This is a genomic window from Rhodococcus sp. PSBB066 (assembly GCF_017068255.1).
Lineage (GTDB): Bacteria > Actinomycetota > Actinomycetes > Mycobacteriales > Mycobacteriaceae > Rhodococcus > Rhodococcus aetherivorans.
In genome coordinates, this window is the sequence record NZ_CP070859.1 from 4902062 (window position 1) to 4919400 (window position 17339).

A 17339-nucleotide genomic window follows, 5' to 3' on the forward strand; every position below is an offset into this window, starting at 1 on the left:
TCACCGCACGGTTCCACTCGGAGGAGTCGGTCCTTCTGCGGTGCGCCGGCGAGCAATCCGGATGGCATTGCCGAGTGCGGCGACGATCCGACTGCCTCGTTTCCGGTACCCCAGCTCGGTCATCGCCGCGCGCATAACTTCTTCTTCGGTGCGCAGAAGCCCATCACTTTCGATCCATCTGACGAGGGCGACAAGTTCCGACGGGGGGTAGTCGGTAATCGGGTATCCCGGCCGGAGGGCCGGTTTGGGAAGACTACGGGTCGCGACATGGTGGGTGGTGGGCTCCAAATCACTTTGTGCCGCAGTACGCGCGGCGCGCGCTGGGGCCGTCCCGGAGTCGGCATCCCGCACTGCCGTTTGATAGGCACTGAGAGCCTTGGCCACTTCGGCATGCGGGTCGCGGAACCAGTCGGTTGACCAGATCCGATGAAAGCGCCATCCCAGCCTTTCCAGATGCTCCTGTCGGAGGCGGTCACGGTCACGAGCCGTGTGGGACGAGTGGTAGCTGGCGCCGTCGGCTTCAATGGCGAGGACCATCCGGCCTGCCTGTGTGGGGTGTGAGGCAACGAAATCGATACGGTAACCGCTCACTCCGAACTGAGCGGTCACCGGGATGCCTGCGCGAGACAGACGGTCGTGGACGTCGATCTCGAAGGGGTTCAGCTGCGGTGTCACCGCGGCGACGGAACCGAGGTCGGTTCCGCCTGATTCCATGAAGGCGATGTACGCACCGAGCAGTTCCGCACCGCGACTGTTCAAGCGATTCGGATCGAGGTCGGCTGAGCCGAACGAACTCACCAGCGTCATCCGCCGCTTGGCCCGGCTCACCGCCACGTTGAGTCGTCGTTCGCCGCCGTCGGTGTTGAGTGGGCCGAACCGGTAGACCATGCGCTCGTCGGCGCCCTTGCCGTACCCGACAGACAAGATGATCGAGTCGCGTTCGTCGCCTTGAACTCGTTCGAGGTTCTTGATGAAGAATCGCTCCTGCCGGCTCTCGCGGAAGAACTCATCGAGTTCGGGTCTTGCGGCGAGCTTGCTTCGAAGGGACGCTTCGATGCGGTCGGCGTGTTTGATGCCCATGGTGATGACGCCGAGGGACTCCTCAGGTCGGTCCTGTGCATACTGCAGGATCAACTCGACGACCTTGTCCACCTCGGCGAGAGCGGACTCCTCGGATGTGGCAGCGCCGGCGACGAAGGGCACTTGGACATGTTGCAGGACGCCCTCGGTGTGCGAGCCCGGGAAGGTGGTCAGCGACGAGTGGTAGATGTGGGCGTTACTGAAGGCGATCAGCCGCTCGTCCTGGCTTCGGTAGTGCCAGGCGAGACTGCGGAACGGCACGATCGCGCTGAGCACATCGAGAACCGACTCGTAGCCGCTGGTCAGTGCAACGGTCCCCGGGTCGAGGCCCGAGTCCTCGGGATCGTCGGCCACTGCTGTAGCGAAGAAGCTGGTGGGGGGCAGTTGGCGCTCGTCACCGGCCACGGCGACCCGCTTACCGCGGGCGATGGCAGGCACAGCGTCGGCAGGGGGTATCTGGCTGGCTTCGTCGAAGATCACCACGTCGAACAATTGCTGCATGGGCAGTACCTGGCTGACGACCAGAGGCGACATTGCCCAGCAGGGCTTCAGCGCGAGTAGCACATCGGCCGCTCCGCTCAGTAGGTCGCGCATCGGCCGGTGTCGCGTCTTCTTCCCCGCCTCGGCTCGGAGCAATGTGGCCTGCTCGGGATACTGATCCAGTGCCTGCATGAGCTTCTCGGCGCAGGAGCGTTGCACTCGTGTCGCCGTGGTGTGTATGTGCTGTGTATCCGCATGCTGATATGCCTCCACCGTGCGGTTCATCGAGGCGCCTTGGAAGGCTCCGTATTCGGTGTCGGTGACCGAGATCTCGTCGAGGATCGACCGCAACCACACGGCTTCCACCACCTCGGCGGCCGCGTCGGCACCGACGCGGCGACGGCGACATTCGTCGATCAGCGGTCCGAGACCGAGAGCCTGTAAGCGCGCTTCGAGCGTATTGCGGTGGGGCAGACGCTGCAGCGTCGCCTGGTCGCCGACGAGACTGTCGAGCAGGTGTGGGAGCTCGGTAGGGGTGAGCGCTTCAAGATCGGTGGTCGGCGGTAAGTACGTCCCCAGATCCTGCAGTTCGCTGCGGAACTGGTCGTAGATTGCATGGGCCGCATCAAGGTTTGTCGGTACGCGCGGGCCCTGTCCGTCGAAGCAGACGCTTCTCCAGTCCAGGACCAGCTGGTGCGCGGCGAGCAGTGGTGCGTGTAGTTCCCCGGCTGAGGGCTTTTGCCCATGCCACAGACTGCGCGCCTGTTTGACAAGCCGGCGGCGTTCCCCCCAGCCGAGCGTCACCCGGTTCTCCCTGCGCCACGACGATGGCGCGGTGGCCGCAACGAGTGCAGAGAGGTCCTGCGTGAAGATTTCGGGGGTGAAGAATCCGAGCACGTAGGCGGCTGCGTCGACGAGCCGGAAGACCCGGGGCCAGGTTGCCACTGTCTGCGGTTGCGGCAAACCCGTTTGCCGCAGCAGCGTGGTCAACACGTCCATGACCTGCGGAATGGTACGGTCCCGCAATTGGTGTATCGCGGTGAGTGCGGTGCGTGCCTGATCGGGTGTGGCGATCGGGGCACCGGTCCACGGGCTCGCCGACGGCTCGGCGAGTCCCCCGAGGTCGGCGTACCGGGCGAGGTCGTCCTTGGCCGCAGCGATGACAGTCTCCTGCACATTACGCAGGTCGGGGCCGTGGAGTCGGAAGTCGATGTCGGGCGGGTGTAGGCCGAGCAACCTCGTCTGTGCGTCGAAAACGCTGATTTGCCAGGGACCGCGGGGCTGGTGCATGCGCCGGTCATGCTCTAGCACTCGCGCACGTTTCGTCGTCAACTCACGGTGCAAGCCGGTGAGGTTCGGGGGCGGTATCCGTCCTGCTCGTTCGAGGGCGGCGGCCAGGTCTTGGGCGACCTTACGACGGTGAGGCGCACCGTCGTAGAGGTCCATCACCAGACCACCGAGGTCGACGCGCTGCAGCCGCGACAGCACAGCGTCGATGGCGGCCCGTTTTTCCGCGACGAACAGCACCCGGTGGCCACGCGCGATCAACGTTGCCACGAGATTGGTGATGGTCTGACTTTTTCCGGTACCCGGCGGGCCCTTGATGACCAGGTTGTTTCCGGCGATCACCGCGTTGATCGCGTAGTTCTGCGAGGAGTCGGCGTCGGCGACGAGGAACTCGTCCTGAGGAGAGGTGTGATCGGGCAGCGCCTCGTCGATGCTCCCGAGGTCGCCGCGGATGGCGTGCTGGGCAGTTGTGTCTCCGGCGAGTGCCGCCACAACATCGTGCGCTTGGAGTAGTTCGAGTCCGTTCTCGAGGTCGTTGACCATCGGGAGCTTGGCGTAGGTGAACGTCCCGATCACCGTGCGATCCTTGATCGCGAATCCGCTCACTCGGCTTGCTTGCTTGGTGAGTCGCTCGAACACCGGGTGTGCATCGAACGGGGTGTCCAGTCGGATCAGGTCGACGAGGTCGGTGGCGTCGATGTCGATGCCGAACTGGTCGGCGAGCACGTGAAGCAGCACCGGGTTGATCTCGGGCTCGTCGCTGAGGGACAGTTCGAAGTCGTCCTCGGCCGCTGACCGAGGTGTGATTCCGATCTGGCGCAGGATGACCGGGGCCATCGGCTCCGTGGCCGCACGCTGCGTCTCCGCCTCGTTCCAGGTCGCCATGCCGACCGTGAGGTAGCCGGCGTTGATGCCACGCTCTTCTTGGAGCTCTCGGACCTTCTTGTGGATGGTGCGCAGCCGCTTCCGGGCCTCCGTGCGTTCTGTTTCCTCAGGGTACAACCGCGACATCAGGACCGGGCGCCCAGCGAGCAACTCCGTCAGCGGCCCCAGTGGGACACCCTCCATAGCCAAGGTCCCGACACGAAGATCTTTGTAGTACAGCAAGGTGTTGCGTCTGCCGACATCGATCAGGTCTTTGCGCCACCGCTCCACTGCCGCCGCAACCAATCCCGTCCGTCGCTCGACGTCGACCCCATCCGTCACGGCTTGTCCCTCCCTGGTCCACGAGCCAAGGCACCCCCAGAGATGCTCGTCAGCCCTCGGCTGCGTCCGGTCTCCGGGGCCGGGCCTGCAGTCGATCGAGGATATTCCACGATGGCGTACGAGCTGAAGCCAGCGGAATCCAAGATCCTTCACCTCTTTGTCGGTGTGCGTCGCCCACCCGTGTTATCGCCGCGGGTAAGCGCCGTGTTGCGCCTGCCGAGGTGACCGGTGGTGCCCATCAACCGCAGGAAGGCACCGAGTTCGGTCAAGGGTGTGCGGGGTGTGGGCAGATAGTCGGTCAAGGCATAAGAGCGGCTTGTTCGCCAACCAGAACTCCGCCTGCCGACTGCGCGAGCAGTTCACCATCGACGAGGTCACGGCGTTCTTCGCCCCCGGCGACCGATAGCAGCCCACCGCACGATGGGTATCGCCCCCGAACTGGGGCACCTTCCGGACCGTGATCGTCGCTTCGCTCACCTGCTCAGTGGTGGTCGGCGCACCCGGTTCGGCCCGCCGATCAGCAGACCGATCCCGACTGGGTCGATGCCCCGCCGAGTGGTCCTACGATCGGGGATGTGTCGATACCGCCCGGCAACGCCGGCTCCTTCCCGCGCACTCCCGAGAATGCGCCGAACGACAAGGCCGACATCCTCGCCCGCACCGTTGCCGCGATCGCCTCCGGTGAGATCGACCGGGCCCGCCTGATTCTCCGGGCCGAGTATCCGTTCACCCCGGTGACGAAGGCGGCGCGCCGATACACCGAGCGGCAAAGTCTGCGCATCTTCTACCGGGACGGGTTCCTCGACCGCTACTCCGGGGCACAGCTGGTGCATCCGGGGGCGCTGCGGGCGTTGTCGCTGATCGCGCCGAAGGAATTCCCCTTCCATCCGCACTGGGCGACCTCACAGTCACACTTCGCGTTCTGGGAACTGTTTCCCACCATCGATCATCTGATACCGGTCGCCCGGGGCGGTGCGGACGAGGCGGCGAACTGGGTGAGCACCTCGATGCTGCACAACTCCGCCAAGGCGCACTGGACGCTCGACGAGCTCGGCTGGACCCTCGCACCGCCCGGAGACCACACCCGCTGGGACGGGCTGGCCGGATGGTTCGTCGACCACCTCCGGGCCCACCGCGAACTACTGGCCGACACGTACCTGGCGCGATGGCTCCGCGCGACCGTCGACGTGCGTGCCGAGCTGACCGGAACCCCGGGGCAGGCGGGCGTCCTCGACTGATTTCGGCGGTGACGACGCCAGCATCGACGTCGAACGCCTGAGAGAGTGTTGTGGAACCCGCGCTGTCAGTCGGTGAGGTCCTCTGCTAGCCGGCGTGCCGCTTCGGCTTCGATCGGACCGCGGGGCTCGATGTCTTCGCCGGCCAGTCGGGCCGCCATGAGCCTGATCATCGCGACCTGGATCATGGCCTCGGCATGTGCCGTCTTGCGTTCGTAGTCCCGCGCCAACCGTCTACACCTCGTCAACCATCCGAAGGTCCTCTCGACCACCCACCGCCGGGGCAGCACCTGGAAGCCTTTCACGTCCGCGTTGCGGGGTACCACCACGACCTCGAGATTCTCGGTGCGGACCGCCCAGTCGACCAGGCCCGCATCGACCGAGTTGACGTACCCGCCGTCGACCCACACCAGCCCCAACCCGGGGAACCGGGTCCGGGCCCCGGCCAGCACCAGCCGGGCCCCGGCCCGGTCCTGCACCGACGTCGAGTGCACCAGCCCGACCAGCATCAACCCGAGGGTGTCGACCAGCAGATGACGCTTGCGGCCCCGGACGCGTGTGCCGGCGTCGTAGCCGATCTGCTCGCCGCCCTCGCTGCTGCGCACCGACTGCGAGTCCAGCACCGCCGCCGACGGCTGCGGATCCCGTCCGTCGTCGGCACGCAACCGATCTCGCAGGGTGTCGTGGATGCGCGCCCAGGTGCCGTCCGCGCTCCAGGCGGCGAAGATCCGGTAGGCGGTGCTCCACGGGGCCAGATCGTGCGGGACCAGCCGCCACGCGCAGCCGGTGGCCAGCACGTACAAGATCGTGTCGACGACCAGTCGGCGTGGGTGCACCGGCGGCCGGCCCCCGAGCCGCGGGCTCGGTCGAGGCAGCAGCGGTTCGATCACCGCCCACTGCGCATCGGTCAGCGACGAGTCGTAGGCGGGCTTGCACACACACGGACACACGTACCGACACGATCATCGATCACGTTCGGATACCACGGCCGACACGCCGCGTCAGCACAGGGTTCCACAACACTCTCTGAGGTGCCACGCCCAGAATCTGCTCGACCCGCACTGGCGGTGCTGGTCGAGACCTTCGAGGTGTCTGCGCCCCGAATGGCAGCACAGCTACGCACTTCACGGCACCGAGTCCACCCGGCTCCGGACCGAAGCGCAGGGCGCAGTACATCTTCGACCCCTACGCCGACTCCTCATCCGATGCGAACAGCTTCCTCACAGACCTGCTCACGGTCATCGAAGAGATCGATGTCTTCCTCGTGTGACCACCGCCGGCCCGCCCCGTGGTGTCGGGGAGAAACGCCCACCACACAACGCAGCACCACCACCGATCCCATGCGCCACTGGCAACTGCTGGGGTTCGTCCTGCTCCTGCAGCACGAGGGGGCACAAGACTCACGGGTTGCGCCAGCGCTGGTTGTCGACACCCGTCAGGGTGCCTCGAACAGGGGATCTCGTTCACTCCGGTAGCGAGACGCGCACGGGAGAGGCGGACGGGGAAGGTGGAGGAGAACGTTGTCCGACGCGGACCGTGGCGGACCGGCGCAGGCGAGGCGCCGACGGGGTCTCCGTGAACAGAGAAGATGCACCGAGCGGCGTCACGACGGATCGACTCCTCGGGCGGTTCGACCGGCGGATGATGAAAAACACCGGCACCGTCCTGGATGCTTTCGCCGCGGCCGGGATGCGGCGGGCGAGGGCGGTTGCGCCTGCAGGGAAGGACATGGCGAGATGGACGAAGTCAGCGGAGCGATCCGATTCCTGTCCGCGTTCACCGCGATCGAGAACCATTTCAAATGGAAGCTGCAGACCGACTACGGCCGCACCGGGTTCGTCAAGATGGCCGAGGACTACGCCCGCCGACACCACACCCAGCTCGATCTGCCGGCGTTGCGCACCTTCGCCGATCTGCGCAATGCCCTGGTGCACCACGACTACTACGGCGGCCGACCCGTCGCCGACCCGGTACCGGAAATCGTGGAGGCGATCGAACGGTTACGGGACAAGATCATCAGCCCTCCGACGGTGTTGCACGTGCTTCCGCACCGCCCCTTGGCGTCGTTCGGCCCCTCCGACCCACTCCGTGCGGTCCTCGAGGAAATCCGCCGGCACGACTACTCCCAGTTCCCGATCTATGACGACCACACCTACCGCGGTCTGCTGACCACCAACTGCATCGCCCGATGGCTGGCCCACCGCCTGGCCACCGACGAGATCGTCGAAGGCGAGACGGTGGGCGCTGCCTTGGCGTTCGTCGAGCCGCACGATCGCGCCGTCCACCTCTCTCGCGCCACCACCGTGCCGCAGGCCATCAAGAAACTCTCCCCACCTGCCGACGGCGGTCTCCCACCGGCCGCCTTGATCATCACGCACAGCGGCAAACCCGACCAGAGTCCGCTGTCGATCGTGGTGGCGGACGATCTTCCGGTCCTGGTGGCCGCGATGGCCGCCGGAACGTGAGTGGGCTCGCCGCCGATATTTGGTTGCGGCAGCGGCACCACGAATCCGACCCCCAGATCCGGTGAGCCGCCGGCGCAGACACCACGGCGTGATACCGACGCCTTCGCCCTGGCGTGAGGTTGTCGTACCAGGCTCGGCAGCACCCAGGTACGCGTCCGCAGGCAGAACGTCCTCGATGTCGCCCGGTCCTGTTATCGTGGCGGCAGGTTCACGAGTGGCAGTTGTCGGTACCTGGCCGGCTGCCCGGCAACCCCGTCTCCATCGACTGTGGGTGCCCCAGGGGAAGAACCGGTTCGCGCGGGTGACCGCCGGCGGACAAGTCGATGGAGGCCCACGCCTCCGGAAGGTGGACGGGCGCGATGTCTTCGCGCCACGACAGCGACATCCTGCGTAACGCGCAGGCGAAGTGGGAACCGATTCCGCCGGCACGGCGGCGCGAGTGGTGCCGGGTCCTGCTGAATTTTCCGCCGATCTGGCTGGGCACGATCCCCATGATCGCCACCCAGACGGCGGTGCTCGACGGCGGGTACACGAACATCACCGACTGGATCGACCTCGCGCACCGTGCCGAGGCGGTGGGATTCACCCCGCACACGTGGCTGATCTTCCGGCTCGAACTCGACCACGGTTATTTGGCCTTGGAGTTTCCGAACCATCCCGAGCACCGGTCGAAGCGGCGCGGCAACGGGGGTCACGACACGACGATCGTCGATCCCGAGGACTTCGCGGCGTGGCCGGCCTTGTATGCGGCGGGACACCGCGCCAGTGCGGCGACCCGGCGGGTGCTGTCCGGCGACGCGCCGGGCCTGTCCCCCTGACGCACCCCGGCCCGACCCTCACCGCCGCGGTGCGCGGCGCGCCCGGTCGGGGACCCTAGGCGCAGCGCAACGCGGTGCCGGGGGTGCGTTTCGGACATCCAGATATCACGTCGACGGCGTCGTCGTGGTCGGGTCGGTCAGGCGCAGGAACGCCCCGAGGTCGAGCAGGTCCTGCGGGGTGGCCGGGAGGTAGTCGGTCAGTCCGGGTGAGCGCAGCACGAGTGTGGCCCACAGGGCCCGGGAGACGGCGACGTTGAGGCGGTGACGCGAGAGCAGAAACCCCATGCCGCGGGGGATGTTCTCGACCGCGGAGGCGGTCATCGACAGCACCACCACCGCCGCCTGGCGGCCCTGGAACTTGTCCACCGTGCCGACCTGCACCCGGGCCAGTCCCGCCCGGGCGAGGTGGGTTCTGATGAGGTTGACCTGGGCGTTGTAGGGGGCGACGACAAGCACCTCGGCCTCGGTGAGTGGGCGGGCGCCTGCGAACGCCGCCGGGTTGCGCCACGGGGATCCGAGGATCGCCTGGATCCGGTGCACGACCTCGGCGGCCTCTTCGGGGCAGGAGGTGGCGTTGCCGTGGTGCTCGACGAGCACGGGGTGCACCCCGGGCGCGAGACCGGTCAAAGACCGCGCCGCGGTGACCGGGCGCTGCGAGTTCAGCTTCCCGTCGTAGGACAGCTGCGAGATCCGCTCACACAGCACCGGGTGCATCCGCCAGGTGTGGGCGAGGAAGTATCCGCGCTGCGGGGGCAGGGTGTCGTGTTCTTCGGCGAGCCAGGCCAGCACGGAGACGTCGACGGGTTCGGGGTGGGCGCCCTGGGTGACCTGCGGCAGCTGCTGGGGGTCGCCGAACAGCAGCAGGTTGCGGGCGGCGGTGGCCACCGCGAGGGTGTTGGCCAGGGCGAATTGGCCGGCCTCGTCGACGACCAGCACATCCAGGCAGCCCGGGGCGACGCAGCGGGTGTTGGTGAAATCCCACGCGGTGCCGCCGAGGACGCACCCCCCGGCGGCGGTCTGCATCAGCGCCGGGAACTGCGCGGCCTCGATCGGCGTCCAGACCGGATCGGGTTTCTGGGCCTTGGGTTTGAGGACCCGATCGCCGGGGACCCCGGCGGCGACGATCTCGTCGAGCAGATTCTCGATGACGGAGTGGGACTGGGCGACCACCCCCACCGTCCAGTGGTGCCGGGTGACCAGCTCGGCGATCACCCGGGCGGCGGTGTAGGTCTTGCCGGTGCCGGGCGGTCCCTGCACCGCCAGGTAGGACTGGTCGAGGTCGCGCACCGCGGCGGTGATCGCCGCGACGTAGTCACCGTCGGTCACCGCGGGCAGTGCGGCCCGTGAGCGGGTGCGGGGCGCGGTCCGGCGCAGCACATCGACCGCGGCGGTGTGCGGCATCGCCGGCAGGGTGCGGCACATCCGGTCGGCGGCGGCCTCGAGGGCCCGCTCGATCGAGGCCGTCCGCAGTGGCGGGCCAGGGGCCAGCGCCATCGGCACCGCGGTGTACTCCTCGACGCCGCTGCCGAGCAGCTCCTCGACCTCGACGACGTCACGGAAGACTCCGTCGACGGTGCGGGTGCTCAGGTTCCGGATCGTGGCGCCGGCGTAGCCGCGGGTGCACGCCCCACCGTCCCGCAGCCCCGCCGGGGCGGGCGCCTCGTACAGCAGATACACCGCCTGCCCGGCACGCACGGTGCTGCCGGGTGCGAAGTCCCCGATCAGGGTCAGGTGCCGGCGCTGGCGGCGCTGCCGCGCGGTGGCGGTGTGCCAGCCGCGATCGCAGGTGACGGTCGCGGCGATGAGGGTGTCGCGGGTATCGGCCCACTCGTCGACCGGGTGGGTCAGGCGGTCGTAGTGCCCCCACCAGAACGGTTTGCGTTCGCGGCGGTGATACCCCAGGGCCGCGGCCATCAACGCCGCGGCCTGCTGCTCGCCGCTGCGCCGCTCCGGGTCCCCGGCGTCGGCGAAGGCCAGCAACCTCGCCTCGTGCGCCGACGGGGCGGCCGGGTCCATCACGGCGTCCTCGTCGATTACCGCGGCGCCGTCGGGACGCACCCCGGCGCCGGTGGCCTGGGCGAGCAGCCAGTCCCGCAGTCGCAGCGTCGACAGGCAGTCGGCCTCGTTGTAGGCGGCGATCTCGGCGAGCACCGCCTGCGCCGCGGTGGTGTCTCCGGCCTCGCGCAGCGCGCAGTAGTCGGCGTAGGCGACGATCGACGCGGCGCCGCTGGTGACGTCCCCGGCGCGGGGGCCCAGGTACAGCGGTTCGAGTTGTTTGAGCCCGTAGCCGCGCTGCCCGACCCGCAGTGCGGAACGCACGATCGGATACAGATCCACCAGCACCCCGCTGCGGAGCAGCTCGTCCACGGTCTCTTCGCCCACGCCGTGCCGCCCGGCCAGCCGCAGCAACGCGGTCTTCTCGTAGGCGGCGTAGTGGTAGACGTGCAACTGCGGATACTCGCGGCGGCGCGCGGTGAGGTAGTCGAAGAAGTCGAGCAACGCCCGGCGTTCCTCCCCCCGCGTATGCGCCCACCGCGGCCGAAACCGCGGCGCCTGCGCCGACCCGTCGATCACGCCGAACAGATACTCCAGTCCCCACTGCGCGCTGCCGTGCTCCGCCCACAACGGATCGCCCTCGAAGTCGAAGAACACATCCCCCGCATCCGGGGCGGGCACCGCGGCCAACGCCGCCGGGGCGAACACCTCCACCACCGGCCGCCCGGTCCGCTCCTGCCTCAGCTGGACGGCGGCCTGGGCCCGCAAGGTGGCGAGGCTCCGCTCGGACATGCCCGGCACCGGACCGGTGCCGGTGGCCAGGGCATCGAGGGTGTCCACCCCGGCGGCGCGCAGCCGGGCCCGCTGCGTGGCCCGCATCCCCGCGACCAACAGCAGATCCCGGGCGGCCTCAATCTCCGGCTCGCACACCACACAGCGTCCGCACGCGGCATAACGCCCGTCGTCCCATGTGGTCGGTGTCCCCGTGCGGTGGTGGTCGTCGATCAGGGTTTGCAGGCGATCGCGGCGCTGGAGGTACACCGGGACGAGTTCGGCCACCGGGTACGAGGAGGTGGTGTCGTCCCCGAGCAGCAGATGGGTGCGGCGCGAGACCGGTATCCCCCGCCGGTGCAGGGCGTCGGCGTACGCGGCGAGCTGCAGCAACGCCGGCACCTTCGCCCGACGCGCCAACTTGGTGTCGTACACCGCGTAACCGTCGTCCTCTTTGACCAGGAAATCGGCGAACCCGACCAGCCGGCCATCGAACAGAGCCCCCTGGTAGATCACCGGATGCCCCGCCGTCAGGGCCGCCACGGTGGCATCGGCGGCCGCCGCCAGAGCATCGGCGGTCATCGCGGGCCGCTCGACGGTGACCACCCCGTCGCCGAACCGGGCCTCCAACACCGCCAGATGCCGACGCTCGTGCACCTGGCCCAACTCCGCTGCCCGCGCGAGCAACGGATCGACGACCGGCTCCGGAGCCTCGGCCAAACCGAGGACCGCGTCCAGGGTGCGCATCACCGCGAACTCGCACTCCGCCGCACGCACCAGATCACTCGCGCTCAGCACCACCGACCCGTCCAGCAGGAACATGCCCGAACTCCGATCCCGTCCTCCGCCTACCTGGTTCACCTGGGGCCGGCGCGCGATCGTCCACTGCTACCTGGACCGCTCCCCCTGTTCTTCTCCCTGGACGGATCGGTCCGCCCCGCGTCGCCCACTGTCGTCGATTGTGGTGCGCCCCGTCCCTGCTGCGGGCCGAAACCCGACCCGCACCCTCCACGCACTGCCATCCACCCCCGCTGCTGTCGGAGTCGTCCGACTGCAGCGCCGAGGTGAGCGTCCCGCCGCGTGCGGGCGGGGCTGCGAACGTGTCCTGCGGTTTCTGCGCGTCAGGGCCTGGTTGTCTCTGCGTCCGCGCTCCGCGTCGATCCGTCGGGGGCGTCCGAGTCCGCGGCCGCGGCCGCGGCCGCGGCCACACGGACGGTGTCGGCGGCGCGGCGCAGGGGCTCGTCGAGGGCGTCGAACAACGCGAGAACGGTGGTCACCGCCCAATCCCGGACTGCGTCGCGTTGCCGGTCGTCGTCGAGGTCGACGGGGTGATAGATCGCGATCCGGCAGGCCCGCTTGTCGTCCAGTCGTTCCCAACTCAACGGCCCCACCCCGGATCGGGTCTCCCAGTGCGCTCGGTCCGCGGCGAACGTGTCGAACAGGTCCTTGGTGAGGTCTCGATCCTTCAGGTCGAGGTACGCCTCGACGCGCAGCGTGCCGCCGGCGATGGCAAGGCCCCAGTTGCCGAACGGACCGAAGGCGAAGCTGCTCCAGTTGTGCCGGCTGCGGGCCGGAACCCGGAAGGCGGGTCGGCGAGCGTGCACCCGGGTCAACACGTCCGTAAGGAAATCCTGCCGCACCGCGTTGAGCGGATTGACCGCTTCCGCATCGGCTCCGCCGGCCGACTTGACCGACTTCTGCCAGTCGTTGGGTCGGGACACCACGGTGAACACCGGCGCCTGGGGGCCGTCGTCGTCGATCTGGACCACGCTCACTTCGACACCGAAGAATCCGACCGTGCTGTCGGTGCGCTCGTTGAGCCAGTCGAGGGCACTGCGGTGATCCTCCCGGAACCGGGTCGCGACCCACACCACCGCCGCCGCATCGAGCCCGGCCGCGTAGACCAGACTCTGGCCCAGATGTCCGTGATCGGTGCGCCCGAGTTGATTCTCGATGACCACGATGCGCCCGTTCTCGTCCTCGGCCCGGATGTCGAGCCAGAACTCCCCCACGGCGACCTCGGTGGTCACGACCGTCAACGTCATCCCCAGCTCGTCGGCCAGCACATCGATGTTCTCCGCCAGCCACGGGGTGAAATCTCCGGCCTCCGACAACCAGACACTCCGCGGATCGGTCACCCGACGCAGGCGTCCCAGATTCTTGCTGTCGAGCGCCATACGCGCTGATTGTGCCAGCCCCACCGAAGCACGTCATCCGGCTGTGCCGACACGAACATGCGCACGATCTGAACTCGGAGTCACCATCACCGACGCCGCCCTCAACCCAGGAGGTCGCCGTCGCGTTCTGCGATCTACTCACCGACGGACCCGACCGGTACCCGGACTGCGGCAACCTCGGCCGGTACTGGGACAGTATCGTGCGCACGGTGACCGATCTGTCGGTGGTCAGCCATCCCCTGCAGCTGCGCGTGCGGGTGCCCCACTACCGGCGCGAGAGCGCCTCGTGTGATCGGGAGGTGTTCCGGCACAACACCGGTCGGCTTACCCGCTCCGAGCGTCGACTACCCGCCGCTGCGCCCGGCACATCCTGCGACGGTTGATGATCGACCACATTTCGGTGGCCGCAATGGCCAGAGAACTGAGCCAGTCCTGGGACAGAATCAACGCGATCGCGGTCGACGCCGCCACCGGCCTGCTCGCCGCCGATCCCGCCCGGCTCGAGTCGGTGCGGGTGATCGGAATCGACGAGCGCTGCTGAGCTCACACCGCAGCTCAGCCGGCGACGGGTATATCACCGTCGTCGTGGGCCTGACGCCGGTGTTCGACGGCACCGGACCCGGACGGTTGTTGGACCTGGGCCGGGCTGGTCCTCGGCGGTCCTCACGATCGGCTCGACCGGCAGAGAGCCGCATTCCGGGACCGGATCGAGGTGGTCGCGACGGACGGTTCGGCAGCTACACATACGTCGCGACCGGCACCGTTCCCGATGCGGTGACGGTGATAGACCCGTTCCACGTCGTCGCCTTGGCCGGCACCAAGCTGGATCTGTGCCGCCAGCACGTGAGGCAACACACCTGTGGGCACGGGGCCTGACAGGTGATCCGCTCTACGGCGTCCGCCGCACCGCTCGCATCCGGCAGAAGTTGCTCAGCGACCGGCGACGCCGCCGCCTCGAAGCGGTGTTCGCCGACGATCGGCGCCTGCCATTCGTAGTGACGTGCCGGGTCTCCCAAGACGTCATCGACGCCTACGCCGACCACGACAAGCGGCGCGACGAGAAGTGGATGACTCGGGTGATCAACACGATCCGGTCACTCGTGTCTGCACCCTCGGCTAAGTTCCTTGCGTGGGGTACTTGCCTGAAATCACGATCGCCGAAGCCATACGGCGCATTCAGAAGGGTGACCTCATCCTGCCTGCTATCCAACGTGAGTACGTGTGGAAGCCGGGCCAGGTGGTGGGTCTCTTCGACTCCCTCATGAGAGGTTATCCGGTCGGCGGCTTCCTGTCGTGGAAGGTCGCGCCCGAGACAGCATCCCGATTCCGATTCTACGGATTCATGAAAGACTTCAGCGCCTTCAACAACCGTCACAACCCCGACGGAGATCCGGTGGCGGGTCAGGCCGTCACCGCTGTCCTCGACGGTCAACAACGGCTGACTTCTTTCAACATCGGCCTCCGGGGCACCTACGCGTACAAGCTTCCCCGCGCCTGGTCGAACCTCGCCAGTTCGTACCCGGCACGCCGGCTCTACCTCAACGTGCTGGGCGAGGCGGAAGAGAACGAGGCGGGACTTCGATACGACTTCCGATTCCTCACTGACACCCAACTAGCCGCCACGGATGCCGATCCCGAGCATCACTGGTTCCCCGTTCCGCGGGTCTTCGAAGCCGAGAAGATGAGCCAACTGTGGGCCGCGACTGCCCAGGCAGGATTGGCGAACCACGACAAGGCCGTGGAAACCCTCAGTCAGCTCTGGGAGTCGATCCACACGACCCCAAGCGTGAAGTTCTTCGAGGAGACAGAGCAGGACATCGATCGCGTCCTCGACATCTTCATCCGAGTGAACTCGGCCGGGACCGTACTTTCCTACAGCGACCTGCTCCTGTCCATCGCGACGGCTCAATGGAGGGAAAGAGACGCCCGCGCCGCGATCCATGGCCTTGTCGACGATCTGAACTCCACGGGTGTCGGGTTCAACTTCACGCAGGACATCGTCCTCAAGTCAGGTCTCGTGCTCGCGGGCATCAGCGACGTTGGGTTCAAGGTCAAGAACTTCACCACTGACACCATGGCGACCCTCGACCGCGAGTGGGACGCCATCGCAGACTCCCTCAAAGTTGCCGTCGGATTACTCGGAGACTTCGGACTCTCGACGGCGACGCTGTCGGCCAACAGCGTTCTTATCCCGGTCGCGTTCTACGTCCACCACCGCGGCCTCCACCAGAAGTACAGGGAAGCCGTAGCAGACTCCGCTGACCGTGAGGCCCTGCGCCGATGGACGCTGCGATCGCTCATCGTTCCGGGCGTCTGGGGCGCTGGCCTGGACACCCTGCTCCGCGACCTGCGCCAGGCGATCACCGATCACGGATCGCACGAGTTCCCAACGACCGAGATCGAGCGGCGGATGGCTTCGCGAGGCAAGTCCCTGGCTCTTTCGACCGAGCAGGTCGAAGAGATTCTGGACCTCGGCTACGGGAAAGCTCGAACGTTCGCGGTCTTGGCCGTGCTGTTCCCTCACGTCAATACACGCAATATTCACCATGTCGACCACGTATATCCGCAGGCGCTGCTGTCGAAGAAGGAACTCAAGGGTGCCGGGCATGACGCCGAGGGGGTCAGCCGCCTCCAGGGGTTGCGCGACCTTCTGCCGAACCTCCAACTTCTGGAGATGTCAGTAAACATCTCAAAGTCGGCCTCGCCGCCCGCAACTTGGGCTGAATCGATGTATCCGTCGCCCGACGCTCGTCAGGCCTACCTCGAACGGAACGAGATTCCTTGGCTGCCCTCGTCGCTCGGCGAGTTCGAGGCATTCTTCACCGATCGGCGCAAGGCACTGGCGCAGCGGATCCTGCGGCTGCTCGGGACGGGAGCCGCCGCGGCGACAGGCGAGGGGTCGGCCCAGGCAGCTGATATGGCCAAAACAATTGACGATGAGCTGGCCGTGAGCGACGACGAGTAACCCTCCGTCGCGGCTAGCTACTTCGATCTGAAAAACGAGGCGTCTCGGTGAGCATGATTCGGCTGTTCTCGGTCGGTCGGGATTGGGTTGGCCGCAAGTCCCCCGATTGACGTCTTTCACGCTGCCAGGGTGCTGATCTTGACCAGGCTGTGCGCCAGGACCCCGTGGCCGATCCGGATCTTGGCGCCTTTGGTGCTGTCGATGCGGGTGCGGTTCCAGCCGTAACCGCGTTCGAGGGTGCTGATTCTGCCTTCACGCCGGTGCGCCCCTTGATTCTTCGCCGGAACGCCGGGAGGTGTTCCTCGGCTCGCCGGTCGGCTGAGGGTTTGCCCTTGTGGGGATCCGGACGTTGCGCACCCCGAGGTCGTGGAGGTCATCCTCGGCGCTTTCTCGCCGTCGCTGCGGGCGGCGGTGACCGTGCGAGGGGAGTCCGGCGCGTGCGCGGATCCGATCCATAGCCGGTGCCAGTTGGGTGCGTCGGCCGGGTTGCCACGTTCGGCGTTGTGGTCCACGATCACGCCGTCATCGCCTTCGACGAGATGGGCCTTGTGGCCGAACTCAATGGGCTTACCGAGCCGCCCCTTGGTGATGGGCCGAGCGTCGGGGTCGTGCAGGCTGACCCGCCGGGTGGAGCCCTCCGGTGTCTGACCGGCCAGCCGCTGCCGGCTCTGCCAGGCGATCTGCCGAGTGACGGTGACCAGGCCCTTGAGGTCGTCGACGGCCCGGGCCAGGCGTCCCCGCCGGCGTCCTGCGGCCGCGTCGTGCTCGCCTGGGGCCTTCTGGGCCGTGGCCGTGGCGCGTGCCTGGCGCAGTGCTTGTTCAAGTCCTGTGAGGTGGATGCTCCTATCGCTGTCAAGCTG

10 protein-coding genes, 1 pseudogene and 1 riboswitch are annotated in these 17339 nt (G+C 67.5%); of the genes and pseudogenes, 6 read left to right on the plus strand and 5 right to left on the minus strand.

Going from position 1 to position 17339, the window contains the following annotated elements:
• Entirely contained in the window at nt 1–4053 is a 4053-nt protein-coding gene (locus JYA75_RS22285; RefSeq protein ID WP_203329354.1) for an AAA domain-containing protein, read from the minus strand.
• A 575-nt stretch (nt 4054–4628) separates the two neighbouring features.
• On the opposite strand from JYA75_RS22285, the gene JYA75_RS22290 reads away from it, so the two are divergent.
• Nucleotides 4629–5291: an HNH endonuclease gene (locus JYA75_RS22290; RefSeq protein ID WP_203329355.1), complete on the plus strand. Its 663-nt coding sequence runs from the start codon at nt 4629–4631 to the stop codon at nt 5289–5291.
• A gap of 65 nt (nt 5292–5356) precedes the next feature.
• Here JYA75_RS22290 and JYA75_RS22295 read toward each other — a convergent pair whose 3' ends face one another.
• Nucleotides 5357–6226, minus strand: coding sequence for an IS5 family transposase (locus JYA75_RS22295; RefSeq protein ID WP_239010479.1), 870 nt, complete (start codon nt 6224–6226; stop codon nt 5357–5359).
• A gap of 798 nt (nt 6227–7024) precedes the next feature.
• Between JYA75_RS22295 and JYA75_RS22300 the strand changes: the two genes are divergently transcribed.
• Entirely contained in the window at nt 7025–7753 is a 729-nt protein-coding gene (locus JYA75_RS22300) for a CBS domain-containing protein (RefSeq protein ID WP_124259238.1), read from the plus strand.
• A 206-nt stretch (nt 7754–7959) separates the two neighbouring features.
• Nucleotides 7960–8081, plus strand: a riboswitch (SAM riboswitch).
• 31 nt (nt 8082–8112) lie between these two features.
• Nucleotides 8113–8571 (plus strand): mandelate racemase/muconate lactonizing protein, encoded by a 459-nt coding sequence (locus JYA75_RS22305; RefSeq protein ID WP_203329357.1) that lies wholly within the window; start codon nt 8113–8115, stop codon nt 8569–8571.
• A gap of 105 nt (nt 8572–8676) precedes the next feature.
• Here JYA75_RS22305 and JYA75_RS22310 read toward each other — a convergent pair whose 3' ends face one another.
• Nucleotides 8677–12159: a bifunctional RecB family nuclease/DEAD/DEAH box helicase gene (locus JYA75_RS22310; protein ID WP_203329358.1), complete on the minus strand. Its 3483-nt coding sequence runs from the start codon at nt 12157–12159 to the stop codon at nt 8677–8679.
• Nucleotides 12160–12458: 299 nt separating this feature from the next.
• Entirely contained in the window at nt 12459–13514 is a 1056-nt protein-coding gene (locus JYA75_RS22315; protein WP_203329359.1) for a DUF4268 domain-containing protein, read from the minus strand.
• A 209-nt stretch (nt 13515–13723) separates the two neighbouring features.
• On the opposite strand from JYA75_RS22315, the gene JYA75_RS22320 reads away from it, so the two are divergent.
• The 3 genes from JYA75_RS22320 to JYA75_RS22335 all read left to right on the plus strand — a co-directional run bounded on the left by JYA75_RS22320 (nt 13724) and on the right by JYA75_RS22335 (nt 16479).
• Complete coding sequence (locus JYA75_RS22320; protein ID WP_203329360.1) at nt 13724–13897, plus strand: hypothetical protein; 174 nt, start codon at nt 13724–13726, stop codon at nt 13895–13897.
• Entirely contained in the window at nt 13897–14055 is a 159-nt protein-coding gene (locus tag JYA75_RS22325) for a hypothetical protein (protein ID WP_203329361.1), read from the plus strand. Before JYA75_RS22320 ends, JYA75_RS22325 begins: the two co-directional genes overlap by 1 nt.
• A gap of 597 nt (nt 14056–14652) precedes the next feature.
• Entirely contained in the window at nt 14653–16479 is a 1827-nt protein-coding gene (locus JYA75_RS22335) for a DUF262 domain-containing protein (protein ID WP_203329363.1), read from the plus strand.
• Nucleotides 16480–16595: 116 nt separating this feature from the next.
• Here the strand turns inward: JYA75_RS22335 and JYA75_RS22340 are convergent.
• Nucleotides 16596–17312: pseudogene (locus JYA75_RS22340) on the minus strand (ISNCY family transposase); the annotation flags it as partial.
• Nucleotides 17313–17339: the final 27 nt, after the last annotated feature.

What these genes read in the sequence shown, in the direction of transcription:
- JYA75_RS22300 (WP_124259238.1), top strand. Translation starts at nt 7,025, where the DNA reads ATGGACGAAGTCAGCGGAGCGATCCGATTCCTGTCCGCGTTCACCGCG.
- JYA75_RS22305 (WP_203329357.1), top strand. Translation starts at nt 8,113, where the DNA reads ATGTCTTCGCGCCACGACAGCGACATCCTGCGTAACGCGCAGGCGAAG.
- JYA75_RS22310 (WP_203329358.1), bottom strand. Translation starts at nt 12,159, where the DNA reads ATGTTCCTGCTGGACGGGTCGGTGGTGCTGAGCGCGAGTGATCTGGTG.
- JYA75_RS22315 (WP_203329359.1), bottom strand. Translation starts at nt 13,514, where the DNA reads ATGGCGCTCGACAGCAAGAATCTGGGACGCCTGCGTCGGGTGACCGAT.
- JYA75_RS22325 (WP_203329361.1), top strand. Translation starts at nt 13,897, where the DNA reads ATGATCGACCACATTTCGGTGGCCGCAATGGCCAGAGAACTGAGCCAG.